The sequence below is a fragment of the Corynebacterium sanguinis genome (genome assembly GCF_007641235.1).
Taxonomy (GTDB): domain Bacteria; phylum Actinomycetota; class Actinomycetes; order Mycobacteriales; family Mycobacteriaceae; genus Corynebacterium; species Corynebacterium sanguinis.
In genome coordinates this window covers 2081322-2107729 of record NZ_CP038157.1, presented here as the reverse complement: position 1 = coordinate 2107729, position 26408 = coordinate 2081322, and the positions used below count along the sequence as shown (strand labels likewise).

The window sequence follows — 26408 nt, the reverse complement described above, 5'->3', positions numbered from 1 at the left end:
CGCCTCCTTCCATGAACCGCCCCACCATTGTTGCCCCTTTCATCGCCGCCGCGTTGGCGCTAAGCGCCTGCTCGTCCGGGCCTGCGGCATCGCCCCTTGACGACGCCCGCACGCAGAACCAGGCCCGCCACGTCGCCGAGCGCTTCGCGCCGCACCCGGTTGTCCTCGACGACCCGTACGGGTTCGAGACCTCCCGGCTGTTCTTCCCGGCCTCGGAGACGGTCGTGGTCACCGACTCCACCCCGCAGGCCCAGCTGCGCGGCGCATCGATCGCGGTGACGGCGCACGCACCGCTTCTGGTCTACGCCCCTGAGCGCCACGGTGAGGTGCTGGAGGAGATTCAGCGCCTCGGGACCCACACGGTGCTCACCATCGGCGACGTCGCCTTCGCTCCCGCCAGCGGGCGGGTCACAGTCCAGCGCGACCCCGGCGGGCTCGACGCCCTGCACACAATGACGAGCCTGGAGTTTGACGTCCGCGACATCGAGGACACCGCCGATGCGCGCGAGACGGTCGCCGCGGTCGCCTCACTGGCCGGCAATCCGCCCGTGTGGCTGCGCACGCGTGAGGCCCCGGCGACGAAGCCGGGGGCGCAGGCCGCACCCTTCCCGCTGCAGTCGCGCCGGGACGCAGACATGGCACCTGTGGTCGTCGCTACGCCCGCGAGCCCGCTGCCCGCGGTGAGCAACGCCCGCAGCTTCGGCGCCCGCGTCGCGGTCGTCGACGAGCCCGACCCGCGGCAGTCGCGCGAAACCCTGCTCGCGCTCGCCGGGCTGGCGAACGAGCCGCTGATTGCGCTGGGCCCGGAGTTTGGCACGGAGCAGGAACTTTCGCGGCGCATCATGCAGGCCGAAGAATATTATTAATTGTGCGGTGTTTCGCCGCGCCGCCGGGGAGGTTACGATAAACAACGTCCTTTTGCTCCCGCCATTTAACCCAGGAGATCATCGCAGTGTCCAAACCAGTCGTGCTCATCGCTGACAAGCTCGCCCCCTCCACCGTCGACGCGCTCGGAGATGGGGTTGAGGTCCGCTGGGTGGATGGCCCCAACCGCGCCGAGCTGCTCGCCGCAGTGCCCGAGGCCGACGCGCTTCTCGTGCGCTCCGCCACCACCGTGGACCGCGAAGTGATCGAGGCTGCCCCGCAGCTCAAGATCATCGGCCGCGCCGGCGTTGGTCTGGACAACGTCGACATCGACGCCGCCACCGAGCGCGGCGTGATGGTAGCCAACGCCCCGACCTCGAACATCCACTCCGCCTGCGAGCACGCGATCGCGCTGCTTCTGGCCACCGCCCGCCAGATTCCGGCAGCCGACAAGACGCTGCGCGACGCCGAGTGGAAGCGCTCCGCGTTCAAGGGCGTCGAGGTCTTCGGCAAGACCGTCGGCATCGTCGGTTTCGGCCACATCGGCCAGCTCTTCGCCCAGCGCCTCGCCGCTTTCGACACCACGATCATCGCCTACGACCCGTACGCCAACCCGGCCCGCGCGGCGCAGCTCGGCGTTGAGCTCGTGGAGCTCGAGGAGCTCATGTCTACGGCCGACTTCGTCACCATTCACCTGCCCAAGACGAAGGAAACCGCGGGCATGTTCAACGCGGACCTGCTGGCCAAGTCGAAGCAGGGCCAGATCATCATTAACGCCGCCCGCGGCGGGCTTGTCGACGAGCAGGCGCTTGCCGACGCCATCGTCTCCGGCCGCATCCGCGGCGCCGGCTTCGACGTCTACGCCTCCGAGCCGTGCACCGACTCGCCGCTGTTCGGCCTGGACCAGGTGGTGGTCACCCCGCACCTGGGCGCATCCACCGAGGAGGCCCAGGACCGCGCCGGCACCGACGTCGCCGATTCCGTGCTCAAGGCGTTGCGCGGCGAGTTCGTCGCCGACGCCGTCAACATCACCGGCGGCCGCGTCGGCGAGGAGGTCGCCTCCTGGCTCGACCTGTCGCGCAAGCTGGGCCTTCTCGCTGGCAAGCTTCTCGACGCCGCCCCGGTCTCCCTGCACGTCACCTCTCGCGGCGAGCTGTCCACCGAGGACGTCGACACGCTCGGCCTGTCCGCCGTGCGCGGGCTGTTCTCCGGTATCGTCTCTGAGCCGGTGACCTTCGTGAACGCCCCGACGATCGCGGAGTCGCGCGGTCTGGAGTACACCGTGGACACCGCGAGTGAGGCCCGCAGCCACCGCAGCGCGCTCGAGGTGCAGGTCGCCTCGGCCTCCGGCGAGGTCGCGACCGTCACCGGCGCGCTGACCGGTCTGGAGCGCGTGGAGAAGATCGTCAACATCAACGGCCGCGGCGTGGACATGCGCGCCGAGGGCCGCAACCTGTTCCTGCGCTACACCGACGCCCCGGGCGCGCTGGGCAAGGTGGGCAGCACCCTGGGCGAGGCCGGCATCAACATCGAGGCCGCCGCCCTGACCCAGGCCGCGAAGGGCGATGGCGCCGTGCTCATCCTGCGCGTGGAGCGCGAGGTGCCGGAGGAGCTCGAGGCGGCTATCGCATCCTCCATCGACGCAAGCTCCATCCAGATCGACCTGAGCTAGCCGCTTGTAGTTTTCCCAATTTTCACCTCCCGATTCGGTCTTCGTGAGATGATCTGTCTCACACCGATCACCGACGAAGGGAGTGTGGGATGAGCGTAAAAGTCAACGGGCTGCGCGAGAGGCCGGACGCGGACAGGCTTGAGATCTCAACGACGCCCGACGGGCGCGAGCACGTCGTTGGGGTTCGGCCGAAAAAGGCCATCGGAACTGTCGAGCGCGTCGTCATCGCCATCGCGGCCGTCATCGCGGCGCTGGGCTGGGCGGTGCTCGCGCTCAACCGCGATGAGGAGATCAGCTCGGTATGGCTCGTGCTCGCCGCGATTGGCTCCTACATCATCGGCTACACGCTCTACGCCCGTCTGATCGAATACAACGTGGTCAAGCCGCGCAACACCCGCGCGACCCCAGCCGAGTACATCGACGACGGTAAGGACTTCGTCTCCACCGACCGGCGCGTGCTGTTTGGCCACCACTTCGCCGCCATCGCCGGCGCCGGCCCGCTCGTCGGGCCCGTCATGGCCGCCCAGATGGGGTATCTGCCGGGCACGCTGTGGATCATCATCGGCGTCGTGTTCGCGGGTGCTGTGCAGGACTACCTGGTGCTGTGGGTCTCCACGCGACGGCGCGGCCGCTCGCTGGGGCAGATGATCAGCGACGAGGTCGGCCGCGTCGGCGGCGCCGCCGGCATCTTCGCCACGATGGTGATCATGGTCATCATCATTGCGGTGCTCGCCTTGATCGTGGTCAACGCCCTGGCCGATTCGCCGTGGGGCGTGTTCTCCATCGCCATGACCATCCCGATCGCGCTGTTCATGGGCTGCTATACCCGCTTTATCCGCCCGGGCCGAGTCGCCGAGGTCTCCGCCATCGGCGTGATCCTGCTCCTGGCCGCCATCATCGGCGGGGGCTACGTCGCCGACACCGCCTGGGGTGCGGAGGTGTTCACCCTGTCGAAGACGGCGCTGGCGTTCGCGCTGATCATCTACGGCGTTGTTGCGGCAATCTTGCCGGTGTGGTTGCTGCTCGCGCCGCGCGACTACCTGTCGACGTTTATGAAGGTCGGCGTCGTGGCGCTGCTTGCGGTGGCGATCATCATCGACCGCCCGATGATCCAGATGCCGGCGATTACCTCCTTCGCCATCGAGGGCAACGGGCCGGTGTTCGCCGGGTCGCTGTTCCCGTTTTTGTTCATCACCATCGCCTGCGGCGCCCTGTCGGGCTTTCATGCACTGATTTCCTCGGGCACCACCCCGAAGCTGATTGAAAAAGAATCGCACATGCGCACCATCGGCTACGGCTCCATGTTGGTGGAGTCCTTCGTCGCGGTGATGGCGATGATCACCGCGGTGATCCTGAACCGCCACCTGTACTTCGCGGTAAACTCTCCAGCTGCGGTGACGCAGGGTACGCCGGAGGGCGCGGCGGAATTCGTCGCTACGCTCAACCTGCCGGGCGACCCGATTACGGCGCAGCAGCTCGCCGAGACCGCCAACGCCATCGGGGAGGCCACCGTGGTTTCCCGCACCGGCGGCGCGCCGACGTTCGCGCTCGGAATGTCCGAGATCATGACCAACCTGCTGGGCAACGAGGCGTTGCAGGCGTTTTGGTACCACTTCGCGATCATGTTTGAGGCGCTGTTCATTCTCACCACCGTCGATGCCGGCACCCGCGTAGCCAGGTTCATGATGTCGGACACGCTCGGTTCCGTGCCGGGTCTGGGCAAGTTCAAAGACCAGTCCTGGACGATTGGGTCGTGGATTTCCACTTTCGTGGTGTGCGGCCTGTGGGGCGCGATCCTGGTCATGGGCGTGACCGACCCGCTCGGCGGCATTAACGTGTTGTTCCCGCTGTTCGGCATCGCCAACCAGCTCCTCGCCGCGATCGCTCTGACCCTGGTCACCGTCGTGCTGGTGAAGAAGGGGCTGTACAAGTGGGTGTGGATACCGGTTGTCCCGCTCGTGTTCGACCTCGTGGTTACGCTGACCGCGAGCTGGCAGAAGATCTTCCACTCCAACCCGGCGATTGGCTACTTCGCGCAGAACGCGCGCTTCCGTGACGCGAAGGCTCAAGGGCTGACCGAGTTTGGCAACGCGAAGTCACCCGAGGCGATCGACGCGGTGATCCGAAACACCTACATCCAGGGCGCGCTGTCCATCCTGTTCGCCTCCCTGGTTGTCATCGTGGTGATCACGGCACTTGTGGCCGTCGTCAAGGCTCTGCGAGCGCAATCGGCGGGGTTGCGCGTGCCCACGAGCGAGGAGCCGGACCACCCGTCGACGCGGTTCATCCCGCGCGGCATGGCGGCCAGCGCCGAGGAGAAGCGCGTCGCCGAGGAGCTGGGGCTCACGCTCGCCTCGAGTGGGGGTGCGCACTAGATGGTGCTCAAAGTGATCAACGGGGTGACCTGGTACATCAAGGAGCTCATGGGTGATAACGACTACGCCAAGTACTGCGCGCACCTCGCCGCGCACCACCCGGGTGCCGAGCCGCCGACGGAGAAAGAGTACTGGAAGCAGCGCTGGGCGCGCGAGTCCGCAAACCCCGGTAGCCGGTGCTGCTAGGCTAAACCGGTCACACTGTGAACGCTGTGTAAGCAGTAAGGAAGGACTCCCACAACATGAAAATTGCGGTGATCGCTGGCGACGGAATCGGCACCGAAGTCATGGCCGAAGGCCTGAAAGTGCTGCGCGCGGTACGCGACGATGTCGAGACCACCGAGTACGACCTCGGCGCCCGCCGCTACCTGCGCAACGGGGAGCTCCTGACCGACGTGGACCTGGACAGCTTGCGCGCGCACGACGCGATCCTGCTCGGCGCGATCGGCGACCCGGCCCGCGTGCCCGCCGGTGTGCTGGAGCGCGGCCTGCTGCTGCCGCTGCGCTTCTCCTTGGACCACTTCGTCAACCTGCGCCCGTCGCGGCTCTACCCGACGGCGGTCAGCCCCCTGGCCAACCCGGGCGACATCGACTTCGTTGTCGTGCGCGAGGGCACCGAGAGCCTGTATGCCGGCAGCGGTGGCGTGCTGCGCGCCAACACCCCGCACGAGGTGGCGTGCGAGGTCTCGCAGAACACCCGCTTCGGCGTCGAGCGCGTGGTGCGCTACGCCTTCGAGCTGGCCATGCAGCGCCGCAAGCACCTCACGCTGGTACACAAGACCAACGTCCTGGTTAATGCCGGCGGGCTGTGGCAGAAGACGGTTGACGCCGTCGCCGCCGAGTACCCGGAGGTCACGGTCGACTACAACCACATCGACGCCACCACGATCTACATGGTCACCGACCCGCAGCGTTACGACGTCATCGTCACCGACAACCTCTTCGGCGACATCATCACCGACCTCGCCGGCGCGGTTACCGGCGGCGTCGGTCAGGCGTGCTCCGGCAACATCGACGCCTCGCGCACCAACCCGTCCATGTTCGAGCCGGTCCACGGTTCCGCCCCGGATATCGCGGGCAAGGGCATCGCCGACCCGACGGCGATGATTCTGTCGGTCGCCATGATGCTGCGCTGGCTTGGCGACGCATCCGCCGCCGAGCGGATCGAGTCAGCCGTCGCCGCCGACGTCGCCGCGCGCGAGGCCGGCCCCGTGAGCACCACGGAGGTTGGTGACCGCATCGTCGCGGCGCTGAAGTAGGGTGGTTCGCGTTACCGCCCAACGTTTAAGGACACTCTTAGATGACCACCACTTTCGTGCGCCCGCGCGCCGTGATCGCCGCCGCTGTCACACTGCCAGCTCTGTTTGCCGGGGCGTGCGGCAGCGGTGGTACTCCCGCGGAGTCGCCGCGGCTGGAGACCAGCGGGCCTGAGGTGCTCAGCGACGCCGACGGGACCGGAATCGACGTGTCCAGGCGGCTGTTCGAGAGCTCCGATGCGGTGGTGGTGGCGTCGCCAAGCCGCGACGCCCAGCTCCACGGCGCCGCGGTAGCCGCCGAGCTCGGCGCCCCGCTGCTCGTGCGCGCAGGTGGCGCCGAGGCTGCCGTCGACGCCGAGATTCAGCGCCTCGGTGCCAAGCGCGTCATCGACGTGCCCGGCGACGATGAGGTGCTCGCCCAGACCGCGCCGGTTGCCTCCGACTCTGCCGAAAGCGATGTCGCGGCTATCGCGGCGCTCGAGCCCGCGAACCCGGTCGAGCTTCAGCTGCCCGAGATGCTAGCCACTGAGGAGACCTCCCTGGGCGCCGCTGCGACCGCGCGGGCAGCGGGCGCGCAGCTCGACGTGCTTGCGGTCCCGGACCCGCGCCTGACCAGCGAGTCGATGCGCACCGTCACCGGGCAGGACACGCTCGCACTGGGCAGTCAGTGGGGCACAACTGAGGAGTACGCGCACCGCGTCGAGCTTGCCGCTGCCGGAGAGCTGCCCGGTGGCGGCGGGTTGGTCTTCCCTGGCCGGCGCATGATCGCGCTTTACGGGCACAGCTTCGCCCCGGAGCTCGGCGTGATGGGCGAACAGGACCCTGTCGCTGCCGCTGCGCTAGCAACGCAGTATGCGCAGCAGTACCAGCCGATGGAGGAGCAGCCGGTGATCCCGGCGTTCGAGATCATCGTCACCGTCGCCTCGGAGTTTCCGGGCGAGGACGGCGACTACTCCAACGAGGCGCCGCTGGAGACGGTTGTGCCGTGGATCGACGCCATCACCGAGGCCGGCGGCTACGCCGTGCTGGACCTGCAGCCGGGCCAAGGCGACTTCCTGCACCAGGCAAAGCTCTACGAGGAGCTGCTCAAGCGCCCAAATGTCGGCCTCGCCCTCGATTCGGAGTGGAAGCTTAACCCGGGCGAGGCGCCGCTGTCGCGCGTTGGTTCCGCCAGCGCCGAAGAGATCAACGTCGTTGCGGACTGGCTGGCTCAGCTCGTGCGCGAGAACAACTTGCCGCAGAAAGCGTTCGTTTTGCACCAGTTCCAGGTGGCGATGTTCCCGGATCGCGAAAACATCCAGACTGTTCACCCGGAGCTGGCCTACGTGCTGCACGCCGATGGCCACGGCAGCCCCGGGCAGAAGTACGACACCTGGAACGTGTTGCGCGAAGGCCTCGACCCGAACTTCTTCATGGCGTGGAAGAACTTTATCGACGAAGACCAGCCGATGTTCACCCCCGAACAGACTTATCTGGAGGTCGAACCGCGCCCGTGGTTTGTCAGCTACCAGTAAAATAGGTGCATGACAGTCGAACTCGACGAGGTCCGCGCTTTCCTCGCCGACCACGAGCCGTTCGCCCACCTTCCAGCGGAGACGCTGGACGGCTTGCCGCAGCACATGGGCATCACCTACGTGCGCCGCGGCCAGACGGTCATTAACTACGGCGACGTCAACGACACCCTCTACATCATCCGCTCCGGCGCCATCGACGTCGTTGGCCCGGACAATTCGTTGCTCGACCGCAGGGACGTGGGCCGCACCTTCGGCTACTCCACGCTTGTCGACGACCCCCGCTCGCGCTACATGATGGCCGCGGTGGAAGACAGCGTCCTCTATATGCTGCCGCGCACGCCCTTCCGTGCACTCGTCGATGCCTTCCCCGAGACGTTGCGCTACTTCGACACCGCCTCCCGCCGCATCAAGGCGGCCGCCGATGAGCTGAAGGAGGACTCCGCGGCGTCCGACGTGTTGCGCACCCCGGTCGGGGAGCTGGTCGCGGGGGCGCGGCTGATCACCGTCGACGGGGCGGCCACCATCGCCGAGGGGGCGCGGCTGATGGATGAGCACGCGATTTCCAGCTTGATCGTCACGGGTGCGACGGAGCCGGGGATTGTCACGGACCGCGATTTCCGCTCCCGGGTGGTGGCGAAGGGCGTCGATACGCAGGCTCCGCTGCGGGAGGTGATGACGTCGCCGGTGCGCACCATCGCCAGCGACGCGCTGGTGTTCGAGGCGATGCTGGTGATGGGCGATCTCGGCACCCACCACCTGCCGGTGACCGACGGCGGGGAAATTATCGGTGTGGCCACAAGCAGCGACATCATGCGGCAGCTCAAAGCTGATCCGATCTACATGGCCGCCGACGTGAGAAAGAGCAGCCGCGCCCAACTTGCCGGAGCCTACGAGCGCGGCGCGGTGGTCGCAGCGCGATTTTTCGACCGCGGCGCCTCCGCGTTCGAGTCCCAGCGCCTGCTTACCGGTGTGGCCGATTCCATCGCGCGCAGGTTATACGCGCTGGCGGTTGCCGAGCTCGGCGAGCCACCCGTCCCATTCGCGTTCGTCGCCGTCGGATCCCAAGCCCGCGGCGAGATGGGCCCCGCCTCCGACCAGGACAACGCGTTGGTGCTCGATGATTCCTTCGACGCCGCGCTGCACGGCGACTACTTCGCGCGCCTCGGCGACTACATCTGCTCCGGCCTCGCGGAAGCGGGGCAAGCGCTGTGCCCCGGGGGCATCATGGCGCACAACCCGCAGTGGCGGATGACAGAGTCGCAGTGGAACGACACCTTCCACGGGTGGGTCACCGCGCCTGAGCCCGATGCCCTGCTCAACGCGCAGGTGTTCTTCGACTTCCGCTGCATCTTCTCGGCTTTCGGGGGAGAACAGATGGCGCAGCGCGTGCATGACAACGCCGTGGTCGCCGCGCGCGGCTCGAAGCGCCTGCACACGCACCTCGCCGCCTTGGCCACGTGGCGCGAGCCCCCGATCGGTTTCTTCCGCGGGTTCGTGGTCGAGCGCAGTGGTGAGTACGCCGACACGCTCGACGTGAAAAAGGGCGGCACCGCCGCGGTGGTGCAGATGGCTCGCCTCTACGCAATCACTGCGGGCGTGGGGGAGGTAGACACCCTGGCCCGCATCAGGGCCTCGGCTGGCTCGTCGGTGTCTGTCAAGGGGGCGGAGGACCTCCTCGGCGCCTACGAGTACCTCACGGACCTTGCGCTGAAACAGCAGACGAGGCAGCTGCGCCGCGGCGAGCGGCCGAACTACCACATTGACCCGAAGGCGCTGCCGAGCCGCGAGCGCGACGCGCTGCGCGATGCCTTCGGCGTGATCAAGAACCTGCAGTCGGCGCTCGGCAACAAGTACCCGGTCAGGTCGGTGTAGCGTGTTCGGCTTTTCACCCCCTCGCCGCGAGCTTGTCGACGCCCACCTGCTCGCCGTCGACGTCGAAACCACGGGGCTTAAGCCCGAGCGCGACCAGCTCGTCTCGATCGGCTGGGTCCCCGTCAACGACCGCGTGATCGACCTATCGGGCGCGGCCTACTTCGTCGTCGCCGGGGCGTCGGTAGGCAACTCGGCAACGCTACACGGGGTCACCGACGACGTTGTGTTAGCGAGCGGGACGGATATCGCCGAAATTGTGGAGCACTTTGAGCGCGCCATCGCGGGCCGCAAGCTGCTGGCCCACTTCGCCCAGATGGAGTTGGGGTTTATCGGCCACGCATTCAAGCAGGTGAGGGGCACGCGCTGGCGGCTGCGGGAGGACGAGGTGGTGGACACGTTCGCGCTCGAGCGCCGTCACATGGAGCGCATGGCAACCTACCCTCGCGGCGAAGACCTGCGCCTGGCGCGGGTGCGGCAACGCTACGGGCTGCCGGCCTACCGCAACCACAACGCGCTGACCGACGCCGTTGCGTGCGCGGAGCTCTACCTAGCGCTGACGGCTTCGTAGCGTTGCTGTAATCTCGCCAGCATGCGCTTTGGACGAATTGCAACCCCTGAAGGAATGACATTCGCTGTCATCGATGACGAAGGTACCACCGCGAAAGCTATCGCCGGAACCCCCTTCACAGAACCCGAGTACACGGGCAAAGAGTGGCCGCTAGCCGACGTCCGCCTGCTCGCCCCGATGCTGCCTTCCAAGGTGGTTGCGATCGGCCGCAACTACGCCGACCACGTCGCCGAGGTGTTCAAGCAGTCCGCCGAGCATCTTCCGCCGACTCTGTTTCTCAAGCCCCCGACCGCAGTCATCGGCCCCGAGGCCCCGATTAAGATCCCCGAGTTCGCCACCAGGGTGGAGTTCGAGGGGGAGATGGCGCTAGTCATCGGCGCCCCGTGCAAGAGCGTCAAGGCGGAGGACTGGAAGTCGGTGGTGCGCGGTGTCACCATCGTCAACGATGTCTCCTCGCGCGATTTGCAGTTCGCTGACGGCCAGTGGGCGCGGGCGAAGGGTATCGACACCTTCTGCCCGCTCGGGCCGTGGATCGAGACGGACCTGGAGAAGCTCGACTTCACCAACACCCCGATCAAGGCGCACCTGACGCGCGACGGCGTGACCGAGACGAAGCAGGATTCCAACTCGAACCAGATGATCATGAACCTCGGCGAGATCATCGAGTTCATCACCGCGTCCATGACCCTTTTGCCCGGCGACGTGATCTGCACCGGTTCCCCGGCCGGCACCGCCGAGATGTTCCCGGGCGATCGCATCGAGGTGGAAATCCCCGGCATCGGCAGCCTGGCCAACCCGGTCGAGCGCGCCTAGTTAGCTAAAGGGACAGTCCGAGCGCGCGCATGATGGTGCGCAGCTTGGCTGTCGTCTCATCCAGCTCCGCCTGCGGGTCGGAGTCCGCCACCAGCCCGCCGCCGGCCCAGGCGCGGGCCGTGGTGCCGTCGCCGCTGACCTCGGCGCAGCGAATCGCGACCATGTACTCGCCATCGCCGTTCGCCTCGGTGTAACCCACCGCGCCGGCGTAGAAACTGCGGTCCGTCTCGGCCGTGCAGATCAAGGCCTTCGCCGCCTCCGTCGGTGTGCCGCACACAGCCGGGGTGGGGTAGAGGCGCTCGGCGAGGTCGAGGGCGCTCGGGGCGGGGTCTTTCAGCACTCCCGTGATCGGTGTTGCCAGGTGCCACATCTCGTTCGTCTTGTCCACGATCGGGCGCTCGGGCACCGTGAGCGAGCTGCACAGGGGGCCAAGCACGCTGCGGATGTGGTCGACTACGAAGGCGTGCTCCACAAGGTCTTTTGTCGATTCAAAGAGGTTTTTAGCGGCCGCGCGGTCAGCGGAGGCGTCGTCAAGCACGCGCGGCGCAGAGCCGGCCAGCGGGTAGGAACTGACGCGGTTGCCGCGGCGGCGCACGAGCACCTCCGGGGAGGAGCCGACGAGCATGTGGCCATGGAAGCCGGCGGGGGTCAGATCCGCGATGAAACCGTCGCGGGTATAGGACAAATCAATCAGCCGCGCGGCCACCAGGCGCGGATCCACGGGCGGATCGAAGGCGATGTCGACGGCGCGGGCGAGCACGACCTTGTCCAGGGCGGAGTTCTGGATCGTCGCTACCGCCGCCTCAATGCGGCGCAGGTGCTCGACGGGCGAGGGATCGAACCCGCACACCCGCGCGCTCAGTTTGGAGCCCTGACCGACGCGGTAGAAGGGGTGCGGCTCGAGCGTGCCAGGCTCGCACACGATGGTGTCCGGCACCGTCAGCGCAGCCTCGGCGTCCTGATCGAACGGCAGTGCACCGACGATCATCTCCACGGCACCGCGGTCGATGGCGTCGATCGCCTCGTCGATGTCGGTAAACGCCCCAGCGCAGCCCTGCGTGCGCACCGAACCGTGGTTGCGGGACAGCAGGAAGTCGGGCGCTGTGGCGGGGCGTGCGGATTGCATGAGCGACAAGTGTACTGTGCCGCCCGCGGGCAGCGGAGAGGGGGCTGAGAACGCACGCTACGATTGAACCCATGACTGATTCCTCCACGACGACAGGTGCAAACCCCGACTTGCGCGTCCGTTTCTGCCCCTCGCCGACCGGCACCCCGCACGTCGGCATGGTGCGCACCGCGCTGTTCAACTGGGCGCAGGCCCGCCACAGCGGAGGCACCATGATCTTCCGCATCGAGGACACCGACGCCGCGCGCGACTCGGAGGAGTCGTACCAGGCGATCGTCGATTCGCTCACGTGGCTCGGCCTCGACTGGGACGAGGGCGTGGGCAAGGGAGGCCCGCACGAGCCCTACCGCCAGTCGCAGCGCATGGACATATACAAGGACGTGCTGCGCAAGCTTATCGACGCCGGAGAGGTCTACCCGGCGTACTCGACCGCCGAAGAGGTGCAACAGCGCCACCTGGCGGCCGGGCGCGACCCGCAGCTCGGCTACGACAACTACGACAGGGACCTCACCGAGGAGCAGATCGCGGCGTTTGAGGCCGAGGGCCGCGAGCCGGTGTGGCGCCTGCGCATGCCGGAGAAGGACTGGACGTGGACCGACCTGGTGCGCGGCGAGATGACGTTCAAGGCACACACCCAGCCGGATTACGTCGTCGCCCGCTCCAACGGCGCGCCGCTGTACACGCTGGTCAACCCGCTTGACGACGCCCTGATGGGCGTCACCCACGTCCTGCGCGGCGAGGACCTGTTGTCCTCCACCCCGCGCCAGATCGCCCTGTACGAGGCGCTCAAGCGCATCGACGTCGCCTCGTTCACGCCCGAGTTTGGGCACCTGCCGTTCGTGATGGGCCAGGGCAACAAGAAGCTGTCCAAGCGCGACCCAGAGTCGAACCTGTTCAACCACCGTGACCGCGGCATCATCCCCGAGGGCATGCTCAACTACCTCGCGCTGCTGGGCTGGTCGCTCTCCGCGGACCAGGACATCTTCACGGTGGACGAGATGGTCGCCGCCTTCACAGTCGACGACGTCCTGGGCAACCCCGCGCGCTTCGACGAGAAGAAGCTCGAAGCGATCAACGCCGACCACATCCGTCTGCTCGAGCCCGCGGACTTCGCCGCGCGCCTGCGCGACTACCTCACCGAGTACACCGACTTCCCGGCCGATTACCCGGCGGAGAAGTTTGCGATTGCCGCGGACCTCGTGCAGACGCGCATCAAGGTGCTTAGCGACGCCTACGGTCTCCTCAAATTCCTCGTCACCGACGACGCCGACCTCGTGCTGGAGGAAAAGGCCGCGAAGAAAAACCTGAAGGACGACGCCATCGCACCCCTCGACGCGGGCATCGCCGCGCTCGAATCCATCGACGAGTGGACCACCCCAGCTATCGAGGCGGCACTGAACAAGGCACTCATTGAGGACCTTGAGCTCAAGCCGCGCAAGGCGTTCGGCGCCCTGCGCGTCGGCATCTCGGGCGAGGCGGTGTCGCCGCCGCTGTTCGAATCGATGGAGCTGCTTGGCAAGGATTCGACCCTTGCGCGCCTGCGGGCGGCCCGCGCCGTGACCCCGTTCGCGGCCGAATAGCGGGTCTTACACCCTTGTCATTTCGTCCCCTGAACTGGCGATTTGTCGCCTGCGGGGGGCGCTGGCTATAGTAATCAACGTTGTTCAGAGCGCGCCGGCGCGGTCTGGGAAACGATGGCCTATGGTGTAATTGGCAACACAACGGTTTCTGGTACCGTCATTCTTGGTTCGAGTCCAGGTAGGCCAGCTGCAGGGTTTCAAAACCCTGCTAGTCCTAACACGCCCCGTTCGTCTAGCGGCCTAGGACGTCGCCCTCTCACGGCGGTAACACGGGTTCAAATCCCGTACGGGGTACCATCGTGTGCTTACACATACGAGTACGAAATTTATTAGAGAAAGCCAGGTCTTCGGACCTGGCTTTCTCTGTTTCTTGAGTTAGATCCACACCTTGGACCAGGTTCTCGTCCGGTTCGAGTTCTGGTACTGGTTCGAGTTGGTGCTCCAGCCCGATCGCCTGGTTCTCGGCGATGTTGGTGGTGCGGAAGACTAGCGTCCAAGGGGTGAGGTGGGCGTGGACGTGGTGGTCTTTGTCCTCGAGGGAGCAGACCAGCACCTTCTCGAAGAAGACCTGGTTCAGAAGACACTTCTGAGCCGGGGAGGCTTTGGTGTAGGCGGAGTAGCAGTTCGAGGCGAGGCGAAGTGCAGTGTCGAGCAGGGCGTCTTGCTCCACGTCATCACCCTCGAAAGATTTGAGCCGGCGCTCGACCTGGGCCAGGCTCTGCTCCAGTTGCTTCTGCTCCCTGGCCATCAGCTCCATGGGTAGGGCTTGGTCGTAGAAGGCTTCCAGCAGCTTCTCCTGTTTGCGGCGGATAGCTTGCGCCTGGGTCTTGAGTTGTTCGCGTTCTTCGTCACGGGAGGCGTTGTGGAGCTGGAGCTGCTCTTTGAGTCGAGGGCGCATCAGGTCGAGGATCTCTGGTGGTACCTGGATGCGACGGTAGAGCTCTTCCATCTGCCCTTTGAGCCATTCCACTGGTACGGCTGACATCTGGCAGTTGGTGCGCTTGGAGAGCCTGCCGTTGCAGACAAAGTACTCGTACTGCAGACCTTGGTGGTTAGTGGGTTTCTGGAGGATCATGCGGGACCCGCGGTCGCCACACCAGGCGGTGGATTTGAGGAAGTGGTCGTGCTTGCGCCGGCGTTCGCCTTGGCGGCGGCTATTGAGTGTCTGTTGGACGCGGTCGAAGAGGCCTTGGGATATCAACGGCTCATGGTTGCCGGGATACTCCACACCGCAGTAGGTCAAGATCCCGAGATAGTACTTGTTCGACAGCACGGCGTGGATGTAGCGCTTGCTGACCGCCTTGGAGGGGTAGAGGCGAGTTGGGACAGTGGTAAGCCCTCTGGCGGCCAGCTCGTCGGTGAGATCGGCGACGGAGATGTTGCCCTCGGCGTAGCGTTCGAAGGCCCATTGGACAAGCGGGGATCGCTCGGGGTCGACTTCGACCGTGCGGGTCTCTACGCCCGTCTCGTAGATCCGGGTATTGAGGTAGCCCAAGGGAGCTTTGCCGGTGGTGCCGCCGGAGCGGACTTTCTGGCTCATGCCCTTGGTTACTTCGTTGGCCAGGTTCTTGGAGTAGAACTCGGCGATGGAGCTCATGATGCCGTGCATCAGGAGTCCACCGGGTGTCTGGTCGATATTTTCACTAGTGGAAACCAGCCGGACGCCAAACTCATCGAACTTGGCGTTGATGGCGACGTCGTCGGCGCGGTTGCGAGCTAGGTCGTGTTACGAAAATCCGGTGAGTGACACCGGCGTGTCATAAACAGCAACGAGGGTTTCCCCGCGCACGGTGTTGGTGTCTAATCATCAACGCACACAAGGAAACCCTCGTTGCCAACCCTACCGCCCTCGGCACGGCATGACCTCACCGACGCCGAATGGAACCTCCTCGCCCCACTGCTCCCCACCCCGTCGGGAAGGGGACGACCACGCACCTGGAACTTAAGGTCCCTGGTCGACGGCATCTTCTTTAGGATCCGTACCGGTTGCCCGTGGCGGGATGTCCATGAGCGCTACGGCCCCTGGTGGCGGGCCTATGACCTCTTCGTTCGTCTCCAGGCGACAGGTGTGTGGGAGACCATTCACACCCGGCTGCTCGCCCATGCCCAGCATGCCGGAAAACTCTCCTGGGAAGTCAGCGTCGACTCCACCACCAGCCGCGGCCATGTCCACGCCGCCGGCGCACGGAAAGACAGTCCCACCCGGCATCCAGGGGAGCCTGCCGATCACGGTTTCGGCCGGTCGCGGGGCGGGTGGTCAACGAAGATTCATGTGGCGATCAACGCCGACTGCGGGGTGATGTCGTTTGTGATCACCCCAGGTCAGGCAGGAGATGGCCCGCAGATGGTGCCGGTGTTAGACAAGGTCCGGGTCCCTACCGGCGACCGTGGCCGCCCGCGGCGACGACCCGACCGCGTGCTGGCAGACAAGGCCTACTCATTGCGGGCCAACCGGGCCTGGCTGCGGGCCAGGCGGATCCACACGACGATCTCCCAGCCGAAGGACCAGATCGCCAACCGCCGTCGCAGGGGATCAGCCGGTGGCCGCCCCCCTGCCTTCGATACGGCAGCCTACCGGCGTCGTAATGCCGTGGAACGGGGCATCAACCGGCTGAAACAGCACCGCGGATGCGCCACGCGCTTCGACAAGTTAGCGGTGCACTTCGCGGCGACTGTTCAGCTGGCAGCTATCCGGTACTGGCTGAAACGACTTTCGTAACACAACCTCGGCTGTAACCGCCAAATGTTTCACAAAATGCCTGGTCAGGGTATAATTGCACCATTGGCAGCTGCTCGTCGTAGAGGCTAATTAATCCCTCGGGAGCCTGACTGAAAACTCTTCGACGGGCACTGCCCGGCATTGATGTCTGAGTCGGTCAGTAATGTCGGTATTAACTAGAAGATAAACCACGTTCCGTGGAGGAGATGAACAGCATATGACTTTAAGAGCCCAGGATAAGAAGTTAGCGGCCAAGCTGCCGAAGGTGGTGGCATGGTAGTGGCTCTAAAAAAGTCTGATCTTTATAGCTCCCTCTGGAAGAGTGCCGATGAGCTGCGCGGCGGCATGGATGCCAGCCAGTACAAGGACTACGTCCTAACGCTGCTCTTCGTAAAGTACGTCTCAGATAAGGCTAAGAGCGATCCTTACAGCCTGATCGAGGTTCCCGAGGGCGGCTCTTTCGATGATCTGGTTGCACTAAAGGGTGCCCCGGACATCGGTGAGAAGATGAACATCGCCATCCGCCGGTTGGCTGAGGAGAACGACCTGCAGGGCGTTATCAACAACGCCGACTTCGATGACCCGAACAAATTGGGCGAAGGCAAGGCGATGCAGGATCGCCTGACCAACCTCATTAGCATCTTCCAGGACATCGATTTCACTGGTTCGCGTGCTGAAGGTGACGATCTGCTCGGGGATGCGTATGAGTACCTCATGCGGCATTTTGCGACGGAGTCCGGCAAGAGCAAGGGGCAGTTCTACACCCCGGCTGAGGTTTCCAGGATCATGGCTCAGGTACTGGAAATCCCGAAGGATGCTCCCCGCTCTACCACCGTTTATGACCCGACCTGTGGATCTGGTTCATTGCTGATCAAGGTGGCGGACTCTGCGCCCAACGGCTTGTCGATCTATGGCCAGGAGAAGGATAACGCCACCTGGGCTTTGTCTCGAATGAATATGATCTTGCACGGCAACGAGACGCATGACATCCGCCACGGAGACACGCTCTCTGATCCAAAGTTCCTCAAGGGAGAGCAGCTCCAGACCTTTGACTACTTCGTCGCCAACCCGCCGTTCTCTGTGAAGACCTGGAAGAACGGTTTCGACAAAGAGTACGGACGGTTCGACGGTTTCGCTGAACCGCCGGAGAAGAACGGTGACTACGCATTCCTGCTTCACATGGTGAAGTCGCTCGAGTCTGACGGTCGGGGAGCGGTGATTCTTCCCCACGGAGTGCTCTTCCGTGGCAACACCGAGGCCGCGATCCGTGAAGAGCTGATCAGGCGTGGCCTGATTAAGGCGATCATTGGATTGCCAGCCAACCTGTTCTACGGAACTGGCATTCCGGCTTGCATCATCGTTATCGATAAGAAGGAAGCGGCTAGCCGGACGGGCATCTTTATGATCGATGCCTCCAAGGGGTTTGAGAAGGACGGTGCTAAGAACCGTCTGCGTCCTCGAGATATGCGCAAGATCATCGACACCTACCTCGCCGGTGAGGAAGTCGAGCGCTACGCACGGATGGTGCCGCTGTCGGAGATATCCGATGCGAAGAACAACTACAACCTCAACATTCCGCGCTATATCGACACCTCTGAACCTGAAGACATCCAGGATCTGGAAGCCCACCTTAAGGGTGGTATTCCGAACCGAGATCTCGATGCCTTAGACGTATACTGGGATGCTTTCCCGAACCTGCGTAGTGAGCTGTTCCGGCCTCTACGTCAGGGCTACTCCGAGCTCACCGTCGAGCCTGACCAGGTAGCTAAGGTTATTGAGGAGTCGGAGGATGTTAAGGCCTTCACTTCTAGTGTTTCGAAGTCTGTTGAGGATTGGTGGAACTCCCACCGAGCTCAGTTGGAAGCGATCGACTCGCAGACCAGACCGCAGCAGCTGATCGAGGACCTCGGTGATGATCTGCTGGAGAAGTTTCGGGGTCGTCCGCTGATCAGCGAGTACAGCGTGTACGAGCAGCTGATGAGTTACTGGAACGACACCATGCATGATGATGTCACCCTGATCGTCGGTGCTGGATGGGTCGATGCAGCACAGCCTCGTGAAGCTCGTATCACTGGGTACGACAATAAAAAGAAGCCGAAGTACGAGAGCGCAGATCTGGTCATTGGAACTGGAGTCAAAGCTCAACGTTGGGTGACTGATCTGATCCCGCCGGCGTTGATTATCGATCGCTACTTCGCTGAAGAGAAGGCTGAGCTCGATCGTCTCACTATGGGGCAGGAGCGCATCAGCCAGGAGCTTCAAGAGTATATCGAGGAGCACGCGGTCGAGGAAGGTCTGCTTTGGGAGGCGGTCGATGACAAGGGCGAAGTTAAGGTCGGAGATGCGAAAAGGCGGCTCAAGGAAGCGAAGGCCGATGGCGCGGAAGCTGAAGAAATAACTGCACTCAACCACGTCGTGCTGCAATTTGGAGATGAAGCTGCAGCAAGAACTGCGATTAAGAACCTGTCTAAGAATTTAGATTCGAACACATTCACTCAATACGCGAAGCTGAGTCCTGCTGATATTCACCAGTTGGTAGTCATCGATAAGTGGCACATCGCGGTTCGCGACGGTATTGAAAGTGAGGTCGATGGGCTGACCTTCGACTTGACTGCTCGAGTTCAGCAGCTTGGAGAACGGTATAGTCAGACCGTTGAAGATATTGCTACGGAACTAATGGAACTTGAAATAAAGGTCAAGAAACATCTCAAAGCTATGGGGGTGGAGTCGTGACAACATGGATAGAGCGACGAACTTCCGACCTTATTGATGGCTTAAGAGCGGGAGTGAGCGTAAGATCCGTTTCAGGTGAAGCCGGTGGTCCTGCAGTCCTAAAGACCTCAGCGATCAAGTCTGGACGGTTTGATCCTCGCGAGTCGAAACCCATCCTGCTCGCCGACCTGCCCAGAGCAAAATGCCCCGTGGTCGCCGATAGCATAATCATTAGTCGCATGAATACGCCGGCTCTAGTTGGAGATGTTGGCTACGTAGAGAAAGACGTTGATAGCCTTTTTCTTCCCGACCGATTGTGGATTGCACGCTCAAAGCGTGGTTCTGGTACTGATATCAGGTGGCTCACCTACCATTTTTCTTCCCAGGCTGGAGCCCGCGCTCTGCGAGAATTAGCGACCGGAACTAGTGGGAGTATGAAGAATATTCCCAAGGATAAGGTTCTTGGCCTCAAGGTCTTAACGCCTACGCCACCTGAGCAGCGTGCCATCGCAGATGCCCTTACTGATGCAGAAAACTTAATCTCCTCCCTCGAGCGCCTCACCGCCAAGAAACAAGCAATCAAGCAGGGAATGATGCAAGAGCTGTTAACCGGACGTAGGAGACTACAGGGATTCTCCAAATCCTGGCAGGCGACAACTTTCGGAGATTTGGTTCGAATTCAGCGTGGCTCCGTGCTCACACGGGCCCAGGCTGGCAGTGGGCGCATTCCAGTGGTAGCTGGCGGTAAGACTCCCGCAGGGTACACGGACAAGGCAAATCGAGTGGGCCGCACTATCACTATCAGCGCTTCTGGCGCGTCAGCTGGCTATGTAGCCCTCTACAACGAGCCGATATTTGCTTCGGACTGCTCAACAATCAGTAGTTCGAGACATTACGACTTAGACTTCATCTACTACTGTCTTCTGTTGCGACAGGATGATATCTACAGAGCACAGACTGGTGGGGCACAACCTCACATCCACGCTTGCGACGTGTACCCGATGGAAATTCGGGTGCCGACGGACATGCAAGAGCAAATCGCAATCGCGCAGGTGTTGGTCGATGCCGACAAAGAGATTATGGCTCTTGAACGTCGCCTCGAATCCGCCCGAGGTATCAAACAGGGCATGATGCAGGAGCTTCTAACCGGCCGCACGAAGTTGGTTTCGGAGGGAGTCCGATGAATGTCGAGTGGGCTATTGAGCAGTTGGATACTTTCATCACCATGACCGTGATGACGAACAATAGCCGCAGTGGTCGAGATGTAACGGTGATCTCTAACAAGTCGAGTACGGCTGCCTCGGACTCACAGGTAACGAAGCAGGCCCAGGTAGTTGAGAAGATCCTGGACCGAGTTACCCCTCGATGGCGTACCGAGATCGAACTGTCGTCGATCAATCGTTGGACTCGTCATCGTGAGGCATCGATTCGCTGTCGCGAGGAGTTGATACGGAAGAAGGAGATCGAAGAAAATCTAGGGGAAAATGCTCCTGAGCTTTCTGCTGTGGAGTTGCACCCTTGGATTTGGGATGGAGCGAAGTCACTTTGGCAGTCAGGTCATTACCGTGAAGCTGTCGGCGGTGCAATTCGAAAGCTCAACGCTGAGACCCAGAACAAGCTAGGTCGACGGGACCTAAGTGAGACGAAGCTCTTCCAGGAAGCCTTCACTGAAAAGCCCGCTTCCGTCGGCAAGGCCCGCCTGCGGCGGATGAAGCCCGAGGCAAGCGACACGTACAAGTCGGTTCAACGTGGAGCTATGGCATTTGCTGAGGGAGTTTTTGCCGGTATTCGGAACCCCCTTAGCCATGAAGCCGACCACGAGCTGAGGGAGCAAGAAGCGCTAGAGTATCTCGCGGCACTGAGCGTGGTAGCCCGTTGGGTCGATAACTCTACGGTGGAGGTCGCGTCATGACTTTAGTAGGACAACGGGAACGTATGACGCAGGATCGAGTAGTCGAGCTTCTATCCGAGCAGCTAGGGTACGATTGCCTCGGCGATTGGAAAGATCGAGTCAACTCGAACGTCGAAGAAGAGTTGCTACGTCAGAACCTTCTTGCTCGTGGCTATGACGAGGATCTTGTTCGTCGCGCTATTCAGCAATTCGCTACCGCGGCTTCTCTGCCGGCAGGTGGATCACTCTACGACGCCAACCGCAGAGTGTATGGCCTGCTCCGTTACGGAGTGAAGGTCAAGCGTAGTGTCTCGGAGAACTTCGAAACGATCTGGCTTATCGACTGGAAGAACCCGGAAGCTAACCATTTTGTGGTGGCCGAAGAGGTCTCAATCAAGGGCAAGAACACCAAACGTCCTGATGTCGTGCTCTATGTCAACGGTATCGCCCTTGGGGTCATTGAACTCAAGCGCTCTAAGGTCAGCGTTGGTGACGGCATTCGTCAGCATCTGGGCAATCAAAAAGCGGACTTCGTTCGTCCTTTCTTCACCACGGTCCAGCTACTGTTCGCTGGCAATGACGTCGAGGGGCTTCGCTACGGCGTGATCGAGACGCCAGAGAAGTACTGGCTGGAGTGGAAAGAGCCAAGCGAGGTTGAGAAACCTCTCAATCGTGGCCTGCTTCAGATGGCGAACAAGCAGCGCTTCCTTGAACTTATCCATGACTTCATCGTCTTCGATTCGGGCGTGAAGAAAACCGCCCGACACAACCAGTACTTCGGTGTCAAGGCTGCTCAGGAGCGTATCGCTCGCCGCGAAGGCGGCATCATTTGGCACACCCAAGGGTCAGGTAAGAGCTTGACGATGGTGTGGTTGGCGAAGTGGATCCGGGAGAACCAGCGCGAGGCCCGTGTCTTAGTGATCACCGACCGCACCGAACTCGATGAGCAGATCGAGAAGGTTTTTGCTGGCGTCGATGAGACCATCGAACGGTCGACGTCTGGAGCCGGCATGATCGGCATGCTCAACCGGAACCAGCCCTGGCTGATGTGCTCACTGGTGCATAAGTTCCGGGGTGATGACGAGAAGGATCAGGGCGACACGGAAGACTTCGTGCGTCAGCTCAAGAAGCCCCTGCTTGAGGGGTTCAATCCGAAGGGCAATCTCTTCGTCTTCGTCGATGAGGCTCACCGTACACAGAGCGGCAAGCTTCACAGTGCGATGAAGGAGCTGATGCCGAATGCGATGTTCATCGGCTTTACCGGCACGCCTCTTCTTAAGAAGGACAAGGCCTCCAGTATTGAGACTTTCGGCTCCTACATCCACACCTACAAATTCGATGAAGCTGTTGAAGATGCCGTGGTTCTGGACCTCCGGTACGAGGCTCGAGACATCGAGCAGAAACTCACGAGCCCAGAGCGGGTCGATGAGTGGTTCCAAATCCACACCCAAGGCATGACCGATCTGACAAAGCACCAGCTGAAGAAACGGTGGGCAACGATCAAGGAAGTCGAGTCCGCTGAGCCGCGTGCTCGGCAGATCGCGGCAGACATCCTCACGGATATGGCCAGGATGCCTCGCCTAATGGATGGCCGAGGCAACGCCATGCTGGTGTGTTCGAGTGTCTACCAAGCCTGCAAGTTCTACGACATCTTCAGCCGCAGTGAACTCGCCGGCAAGATCGCCATCGTCACGAGCTATGAGCCGAACGCATCCAAGATCTCCAAGGAAGACTCCGGGGCCGGCAAGAACGAGGAGATCGTCAAGTACGACATCTACCGTCGGATGCTCGCCGACTACTTCCAGACCAACCCCGATGATGCTGTCAAGCGGATTGACGAGTTTGAGAAGAGTGTCAAGGAGACGTTCATCAAGTATCCCGGCCAGATGCGGCTACTTATCGTGGTCGATAAACTCCTGACCGGCTTTGATGCACCGAGTGCGACCTATCTCTACATCGATAAGAACATGCAGGATCACGGCCTCTTCCAGGCTATCTGCCGCGTGAACCGGCTCGATGGTGACGATAAAGAGTACGGCTATATCGTCGACTACCGCGACCTGTTCAAATCTCTGGAGGATGCGGTCTCTGACTACACCTCCGAAGCTTTCGCAGACTACGACGAAGAAGATGTGGAAGGCCTACTCAAGGATCGTATTGAGCAGGAGCGTCAAGACCTGGACGAGGCTCTTGAAATGGTGCGTGCTCTGTGTGAGCCAGTGGCTCCACCGAAGGGCACGTTGCAGTACCAGCATTATTTCTGCGCGATGGAAAGCGGCAACGCTGAGCAGCTCAAGGCCAACGAACCTAAGCGTGTCGACCTGTACAAGGGTGTGGCGAGCCTGGTTCGGGCATACGCCAACTTGGCTAACCGAATGACTGATGCCGGGTACTCGCCGAGCGAAGCGGAATCTATCAAGCAGCAGGTCAAGCACTTCGTCGATGTCCGCGACGAGGTGAAGCTCGGCGCTGGCGAGAATGTTGACCTCAAGCAGTTTGAGGCCGGCATGCGCGCGCTTCTCGATACCTACATCCAGGCGGATGCTTCTCGGAATCTGGCGACCTTTGACCAAGGTCTCGTCCACCTCATCGTCGAGCACGGGGTCGGAGCCATCGAGAAACTCCCCGAGAGCATCCGCAAAGATCCAGAAGCGGCTGCTGAGACCATCGTCAACAACGTCCGTAAGACGATTGTTGACGAGCAGGCGATGAATCCGAAGTACTACGAGTCGATGTCGACGCTCCTGGACGCCTTGATCGAGCAGCGCCGTGAGGCCGTCATCGACTACCAGGAGTACCTCCTCAAATTGGTCGAGTTTACTCAGCAGTTGGCCAAGGGGGAGTCGGAGCAGAAGTACCCGAAGTGGGCAGATAGTTCTGCCCGCCGCGCCCTGATCGACTTCGCATGGCCGGAGGGCATCGAAGTAGATGTCGAGCGGGTCTATCGCACGATCCAGCGCAACAAAGAACATGGTTGGGCTGGAGATAAGACCAAGCAGAAGTCTTTGATGCGTACTCTCGCGCTCAACTTCCCTGGGCTCCTGCAACCTGTGGACATGAAGGAGCTTCTTAACCTATTGGCGATGCATGATGAATTCCGCTAGTTCCTACCTCACTGTTTCTGGTTTCGATGTTGAGCTGGTCTACAAAGACATCAAGAACATGCACCTGTCGGTCTATCCGCCGATGGGTCGAGTACGGGTGGCAGCGCCGGCTCGCCTAGACGAGGACACGATTCGTCGGGCGATCATCCAGCGACTGCCGTGGATCCGGCGGGAGCGGGAGCGGTTGCAGAATGCGAACCGTCAGTCGGAGCGGCAGATGGTTTCCGGAGAGAGTCACTACGTGTGGGGCAAGCGCTACCGCCTCGATGTCTCAAAGCACAGCGGCAACCCGAAGGTACTCGTGGCCGGAGACACTCTCTGGCTTTACTCGCCGGAGGGATCGACCCGTGATGATCGGTTCGGCATCCTTGACCGTTGGTACCGGCGAGAACTCAAGGCAGCACTTCCGCCTCTAGTTGAGAAGTGGGAGACAGCCATGGGAGTAAAAGCTAACCAGGTCACGGTCAAGCGGATGAAGACTAAGTGGGGTTCATGCAACCCTGATAGGGGTAATATCTGGTTTAACCCGGAGCTGGCGAAGAAGAATCCTCGGAGTCTGGAGTACCTAGTGGTTCATGAGCTGGCGCACTTGCTCGAGCGGAGTCATAACGAGAAGTTCGTAGCCATCATGGATCGGTACCTACCGGACTGGACTGCTCGGCGAGATGAACTGAATGAAGCGCCATTAGCGGCGGAAGACTGGAATGAAACTAGCTGTGATTAAGGAACGAAAATAATGACCAATTTGGAATTGAAATTGGCGGGGTGGACCGGTCCATCCAGTCCGACTGAACAAGAAAAGCAAGACCGCACCGAGAGGATGATTCGGGAAGCCGTTGAAGCTCATCCAGCCTTTGATGGAATGTCCTGTAAGATTTATGCGAAGGGATCTTATGCAAACAATACAAATGTAAAAGCCGACAGCGACGTTGATATCGCGGTCGAATGCCAAGATCTCTTCTACTGGGATGAACACACTTCGGGGGCTCATCCAGCAAGTAACGGTATCTACGAAGGAATTTGGACGCCCGAAAAGCTCCGTCACGAACTGACAATTGCGTTGAGAGCTAGGTTCAGCACCTTAGTGGATACAAGCGGATCAACCGCCATTCAAATTAATTCCAATTCTGCCCGCGTTGAGGCGGACGTCGTGCCTTGTTTTTCTTATCGATATTATTTTTCGCCGACTTCCTACCGCGAGGGCGCCAAAATATTTAAAACTGATGGTAATTCAATTGTAAACTACTCAGCTTTGCAGCTGGAAAACGGACGAAATAAAAACAACAGGACCAATTACAGATTCAAAAAATCAGTCCGCATTATCAAACGTCTAGAAAATGCAATGGCCGAGGAAGGGTATCATCAGGAGGTCTCGTCATTCTTTATCGAATGTCTTGTCTACAACTGTCCGGATACGGTGTTTCAGCGCCTAACCTGGATCGAGACTGTAAAAGGCATTCTCGCGCATATTTATACATCCCTCGAAGGTACGGAACCCACCGATTCAGAGAATCGCTGGTTGGAGGTTAATGGTGCGAAGTATCTCTTTCATGGATCGCAAAAATGGAGTCGCGAGGATGGACGAAATTTTGCCTACGCGGGGTGGAACTACCTTGGTCTGGGAGGGGCTTAAATGGCGCGGCCAATTGGTTTAGTTCGAGCCGTCGTTATCATTGTCTCCAGTGCGTATGCCGTTCTGATTTTCGTCTTGGGATTCGACCTACCACCGTGGTGGAGGGTCTTGGTATCCATGTTTCCGATCTTGGCTGCGGGATTTGTAATGGCCTGGGATCTATGGATTTGGCGTTGGCCAGGGATAATAAGGCTCTTTCGACGACCTGATCTCCGTGGGTTATGGAGAGTTACGCTCACTCCTCATGAGGATTCTGCGATTCCAGAAGGCGGCAACTGGGGCCCAGTGGTGGCCTATTTAGAGGTCAGGCAAACTTTCTGGTCTATTCACCTTAAGCTGTATACGTTGCAGAGCTCCAGTAGAAGTACTGGATTCAGCTGGATAAACACACCCGAGAATGAGGTCGATTGCCTGAGCTACATTTATGATGGCATGCCAAAAATCTCTGAGACGTCTTTCATTACGAGGAACATTGGCGTCGGTACGCTAGCGCCGACATCACTTAAGCCAACTCAAATTGAAGGGCGATACTTTACTGATAGGCCAACGAAGGGAGATCTGGTTATGGAATTTGTGGACCGTTCGAGCGGCTATCCGTCCTTCAACGCAGCGGACCGTTACGCAGACTCAATCCGTGCCAGTCAGGAAGCCGTACAAGAATCAACGAGCAGTCATTGATTTCTCAAATCCAGATTGAGAATTGTCGTCG

The 26408-nt window shown here is 61.4% G+C and carries 20 protein-coding genes, 2 tRNA genes and 1 pseudogene; 21 read left to right on the top strand and 2 right to left on the bottom strand.

From position 1 onward, the window contains the following. The first annotated feature begins 11 nt into the window (after positions 1 to 11). From E3227_RS10175 to E3227_RS10135, 9 genes are all read left to right on the top strand, one after another. A complete protein-coding gene (locus E3227_RS10175; RefSeq protein ID WP_144318374.1) occupies positions 12 to 866 on the top strand; it encodes a hypothetical protein in 855 nt (284 codons plus the stop codon). An 86-nt stretch (positions 867 to 952) separates the two neighbouring features. Then, positions 953 to 2536 (top strand): phosphoglycerate dehydrogenase, encoded by a 1584-nt coding sequence (gene serA / locus E3227_RS10170; protein ID WP_144318373.1) that lies wholly within the window; start codon positions 953 to 955, stop codon positions 2534 to 2536. A gap of 89 nt (positions 2537 to 2625) precedes the next feature. Continuing rightward, positions 2626 to 4911, top strand: a complete 2286-nt coding sequence (locus E3227_RS10165; protein ID WP_144318372.1) for a carbon starvation CstA family protein — start codon at positions 2626 to 2628, stop codon at positions 4909 to 4911. After that, complete coding sequence (locus tag E3227_RS10160) at positions 4912 to 5097, top strand: YbdD/YjiX family protein (RefSeq protein ID WP_136653505.1); 186 nt, start codon at positions 4912 to 4914, stop codon at positions 5095 to 5097. It abuts the gene before it with no gap. A gap of 56 nt (positions 5098 to 5153) precedes the next feature. Beyond that, positions 5154 to 6170 (top strand): 3-isopropylmalate dehydrogenase, encoded by a 1017-nt coding sequence (locus E3227_RS10155; RefSeq protein WP_144318371.1) that lies wholly within the window; start codon positions 5154 to 5156, stop codon positions 6168 to 6170. A gap of 41 nt (positions 6171 to 6211) precedes the next feature. After that, a complete protein-coding gene (locus tag E3227_RS10150) occupies positions 6212 to 7681 on the top strand; it encodes a cell wall-binding repeat-containing protein (RefSeq protein ID WP_144318370.1) in 1470 nt (489 codons plus the stop codon). 9 nt (positions 7682 to 7690) lie between these two features. After that, positions 7691 to 9553, top strand: coding sequence for a DUF294 nucleotidyltransferase-like domain-containing protein (locus E3227_RS10145; protein WP_136653499.1), 1863 nt, complete (start codon positions 7691 to 7693; stop codon positions 9551 to 9553). A 1-nt stretch (position 9554) separates the two neighbouring features. Continuing rightward, positions 9555 to 10121, top strand: a complete 567-nt coding sequence (locus tag E3227_RS10140; protein ID WP_144318369.1) for a 3'-5' exonuclease — start codon at positions 9555 to 9557, stop codon at positions 10119 to 10121. A gap of 21 nt (positions 10122 to 10142) precedes the next feature. Next, positions 10143 to 10934, top strand: a complete 792-nt coding sequence (locus E3227_RS10135; RefSeq protein ID WP_136653495.1) for a fumarylacetoacetate hydrolase family protein — start codon at positions 10143 to 10145, stop codon at positions 10932 to 10934. Positions 10935 to 10938: 4 nt separating this feature from the next. Here E3227_RS10135 and E3227_RS10130 read toward each other — a convergent pair whose 3' ends face one another. After that, positions 10939 to 12060 carry an isochorismate synthase gene (locus tag E3227_RS10130; RefSeq protein ID WP_136653493.1) on the bottom strand — a complete coding sequence of 374 codons (1122 nt, stop codon included), beginning with the start codon at positions 12058 to 12060 and terminating at the stop codon, positions 10939 to 10941. Positions 12061 to 12131: 71 nt separating this feature from the next. Here E3227_RS10130 and gltX point away from each other — a divergent pair, with 71 nt between their 5' ends. From gltX to E3227_RS10110, 4 genes are all read left to right on the top strand, one after another. Continuing rightward, a complete protein-coding gene (gltX, locus tag E3227_RS10125) occupies positions 12132 to 13640 on the top strand; it encodes a glutamate--tRNA ligase (protein WP_144318368.1) in 1509 nt (502 codons plus the stop codon). A 115-nt stretch (positions 13641 to 13755) separates the two neighbouring features. Next, positions 13756 to 13827 (top strand) — tRNA-Gln (locus E3227_RS10120). A gap of 34 nt (positions 13828 to 13861) precedes the next feature. Next, a tRNA-Glu gene (locus E3227_RS10115) sits at positions 13862 to 13937 on the top strand. 469 nt (positions 13938 to 14406) lie between these two features. Next, a complete protein-coding gene (locus tag E3227_RS10110; protein ID WP_144318367.1) occupies positions 14407 to 14622 on the top strand; it encodes a hypothetical protein in 216 nt (71 codons plus the stop codon). A 228-nt stretch (positions 14623 to 14850) separates the two neighbouring features. Here E3227_RS10110 and E3227_RS11955 read toward each other — a convergent pair. After that, a pseudogene (locus E3227_RS11955) lies at positions 14851 to 15330 on the bottom strand (recombinase family protein); the annotation flags it as partial. 141 nt (positions 15331 to 15471) lie between these two features. On the opposite strand from E3227_RS11955, the gene E3227_RS10100 reads away from it, so the two are divergent. From E3227_RS10100 to E3227_RS11950, 8 genes are all read left to right on the top strand, one after another. Next, positions 15472 to 16359 carry an IS5 family transposase gene (locus E3227_RS10100; RefSeq protein ID WP_144318366.1) on the top strand — a complete coding sequence of 296 codons (888 nt, stop codon included), beginning with the start codon at positions 15472 to 15474 and terminating at the stop codon, positions 16357 to 16359. Positions 16360 to 16632: 273 nt separating this feature from the next. Then, positions 16633 to 19092: a type I restriction-modification system subunit M gene (locus E3227_RS10095; RefSeq protein ID WP_144318365.1), complete on the top strand. Its 2460-nt coding sequence runs from the start codon at positions 16633 to 16635 to the stop codon at positions 19090 to 19092. A gap of 218 nt (positions 19093 to 19310) precedes the next feature. Continuing rightward, positions 19311 to 20255, top strand: a complete 945-nt coding sequence (locus tag E3227_RS10090) for a restriction endonuclease subunit S (RefSeq protein ID WP_144318364.1) — start codon at positions 19311 to 19313, stop codon at positions 20253 to 20255. Continuing rightward, the gene (locus E3227_RS10085; RefSeq protein ID WP_144318363.1) at positions 20252 to 20983 is read left to right on the top strand and encodes a TIGR02391 family protein; all 732 of its coding nucleotides are present in this window, start codon (positions 20252 to 20254) and stop codon (positions 20981 to 20983) included. The genes E3227_RS10090 and E3227_RS10085 overlap by 4 nt, the downstream gene beginning before the upstream one ends. A gap of 23 nt (positions 20984 to 21006) precedes the next feature. Next, entirely contained in the window at positions 21007 to 24066 is a 3060-nt protein-coding gene (locus E3227_RS10080; protein WP_246062679.1) for a type I restriction endonuclease subunit R, read from the top strand. Further along, positions 24050 to 24790: a M48 family metallopeptidase gene (locus tag E3227_RS10075; protein WP_144318361.1), complete on the top strand. Its 741-nt coding sequence runs from the start codon at positions 24050 to 24052 to the stop codon at positions 24788 to 24790. Before E3227_RS10080 ends, E3227_RS10075 begins: the two co-directional genes overlap by 17 nt. Positions 24791 to 24802: 12 nt before the next feature. Continuing rightward, complete coding sequence (locus E3227_RS10070; protein WP_144318360.1) at positions 24803 to 25699, top strand: nucleotidyltransferase domain-containing protein; 897 nt, start codon at positions 24803 to 24805, stop codon at positions 25697 to 25699. Continuing rightward, positions 25700 to 26377, top strand: a complete 678-nt coding sequence (locus E3227_RS11950) for a Cap15 family cyclic dinucleotide receptor domain-containing protein (protein ID WP_170228667.1) — start codon at positions 25700 to 25702, stop codon at positions 26375 to 26377. Positions 26378 to 26408 lie beyond the last annotated feature (31 nt).

Bases quoted from the DNA above. Each gene is read 5' to 3' on its own strand.
- E3227_RS10095 (WP_144318365.1), top strand. From the start codon at position 16,633: ATGGTAGTGGCTCTAAAAAAGTCTGATCTTTATAGCTCCCTCTGGAAG.
- E3227_RS10145 (WP_136653499.1), top strand. From the start codon at position 7,691: ATGACAGTCGAACTCGACGAGGTCCGCGCTTTCCTCGCCGACCACGAG.
- E3227_RS10175 (WP_144318374.1), top strand. From the start codon at position 12: ATGAACCGCCCCACCATTGTTGCCCCTTTCATCGCCGCCGCGTTGGCG.
- E3227_RS10080 (WP_246062679.1), top strand. From the start codon at position 21,007: ATGACGCAGGATCGAGTAGTCGAGCTTCTATCCGAGCAGCTAGGGTAC.
- E3227_RS10075 (WP_144318361.1), top strand. From the start codon at position 24,050: ATGATGAATTCCGCTAGTTCCTACCTCACTGTTTCTGGTTTCGATGTT.
- E3227_RS10090 (WP_144318364.1), top strand. From the start codon at position 19,311: ATGAATACGCCGGCTCTAGTTGGAGATGTTGGCTACGTAGAGAAAGAC.
- E3227_RS10135 (WP_136653495.1), top strand. From the start codon at position 10,143: ATGCGCTTTGGACGAATTGCAACCCCTGAAGGAATGACATTCGCTGTC.
- E3227_RS10150 (WP_144318370.1), top strand. From the start codon at position 6,212: ATGACCACCACTTTCGTGCGCCCGCGCGCCGTGATCGCCGCCGCTGTC.
- E3227_RS10155 (WP_144318371.1), top strand. From the start codon at position 5,154: ATGAAAATTGCGGTGATCGCTGGCGACGGAATCGGCACCGAAGTCATG.
- E3227_RS10085 (WP_144318363.1), top strand. From the start codon at position 20,252: ATGAATGTCGAGTGGGCTATTGAGCAGTTGGATACTTTCATCACCATG.
- E3227_RS10130 (WP_136653493.1), bottom strand. From the start codon at position 12,060: ATGCAATCCGCACGCCCCGCCACAGCGCCCGACTTCCTGCTGTCCCGC.
- E3227_RS10165 (WP_144318372.1), top strand. From the start codon at position 2,626: ATGAGCGTAAAAGTCAACGGGCTGCGCGAGAGGCCGGACGCGGACAGG.
- E3227_RS10070 (WP_144318360.1), top strand. From the start codon at position 24,803: ATGACCAATTTGGAATTGAAATTGGCGGGGTGGACCGGTCCATCCAGT.
- E3227_RS11950 (WP_170228667.1), top strand. From the start codon at position 25,700: ATGGCGCGGCCAATTGGTTTAGTTCGAGCCGTCGTTATCATTGTCTCC.
- E3227_RS10160 (WP_136653505.1), top strand. From the start codon at position 4,912: ATGGTGCTCAAAGTGATCAACGGGGTGACCTGGTACATCAAGGAGCTC.
- gltX (WP_144318368.1), top strand. From the start codon at position 12,132: ATGACTGATTCCTCCACGACGACAGGTGCAAACCCCGACTTGCGCGTC.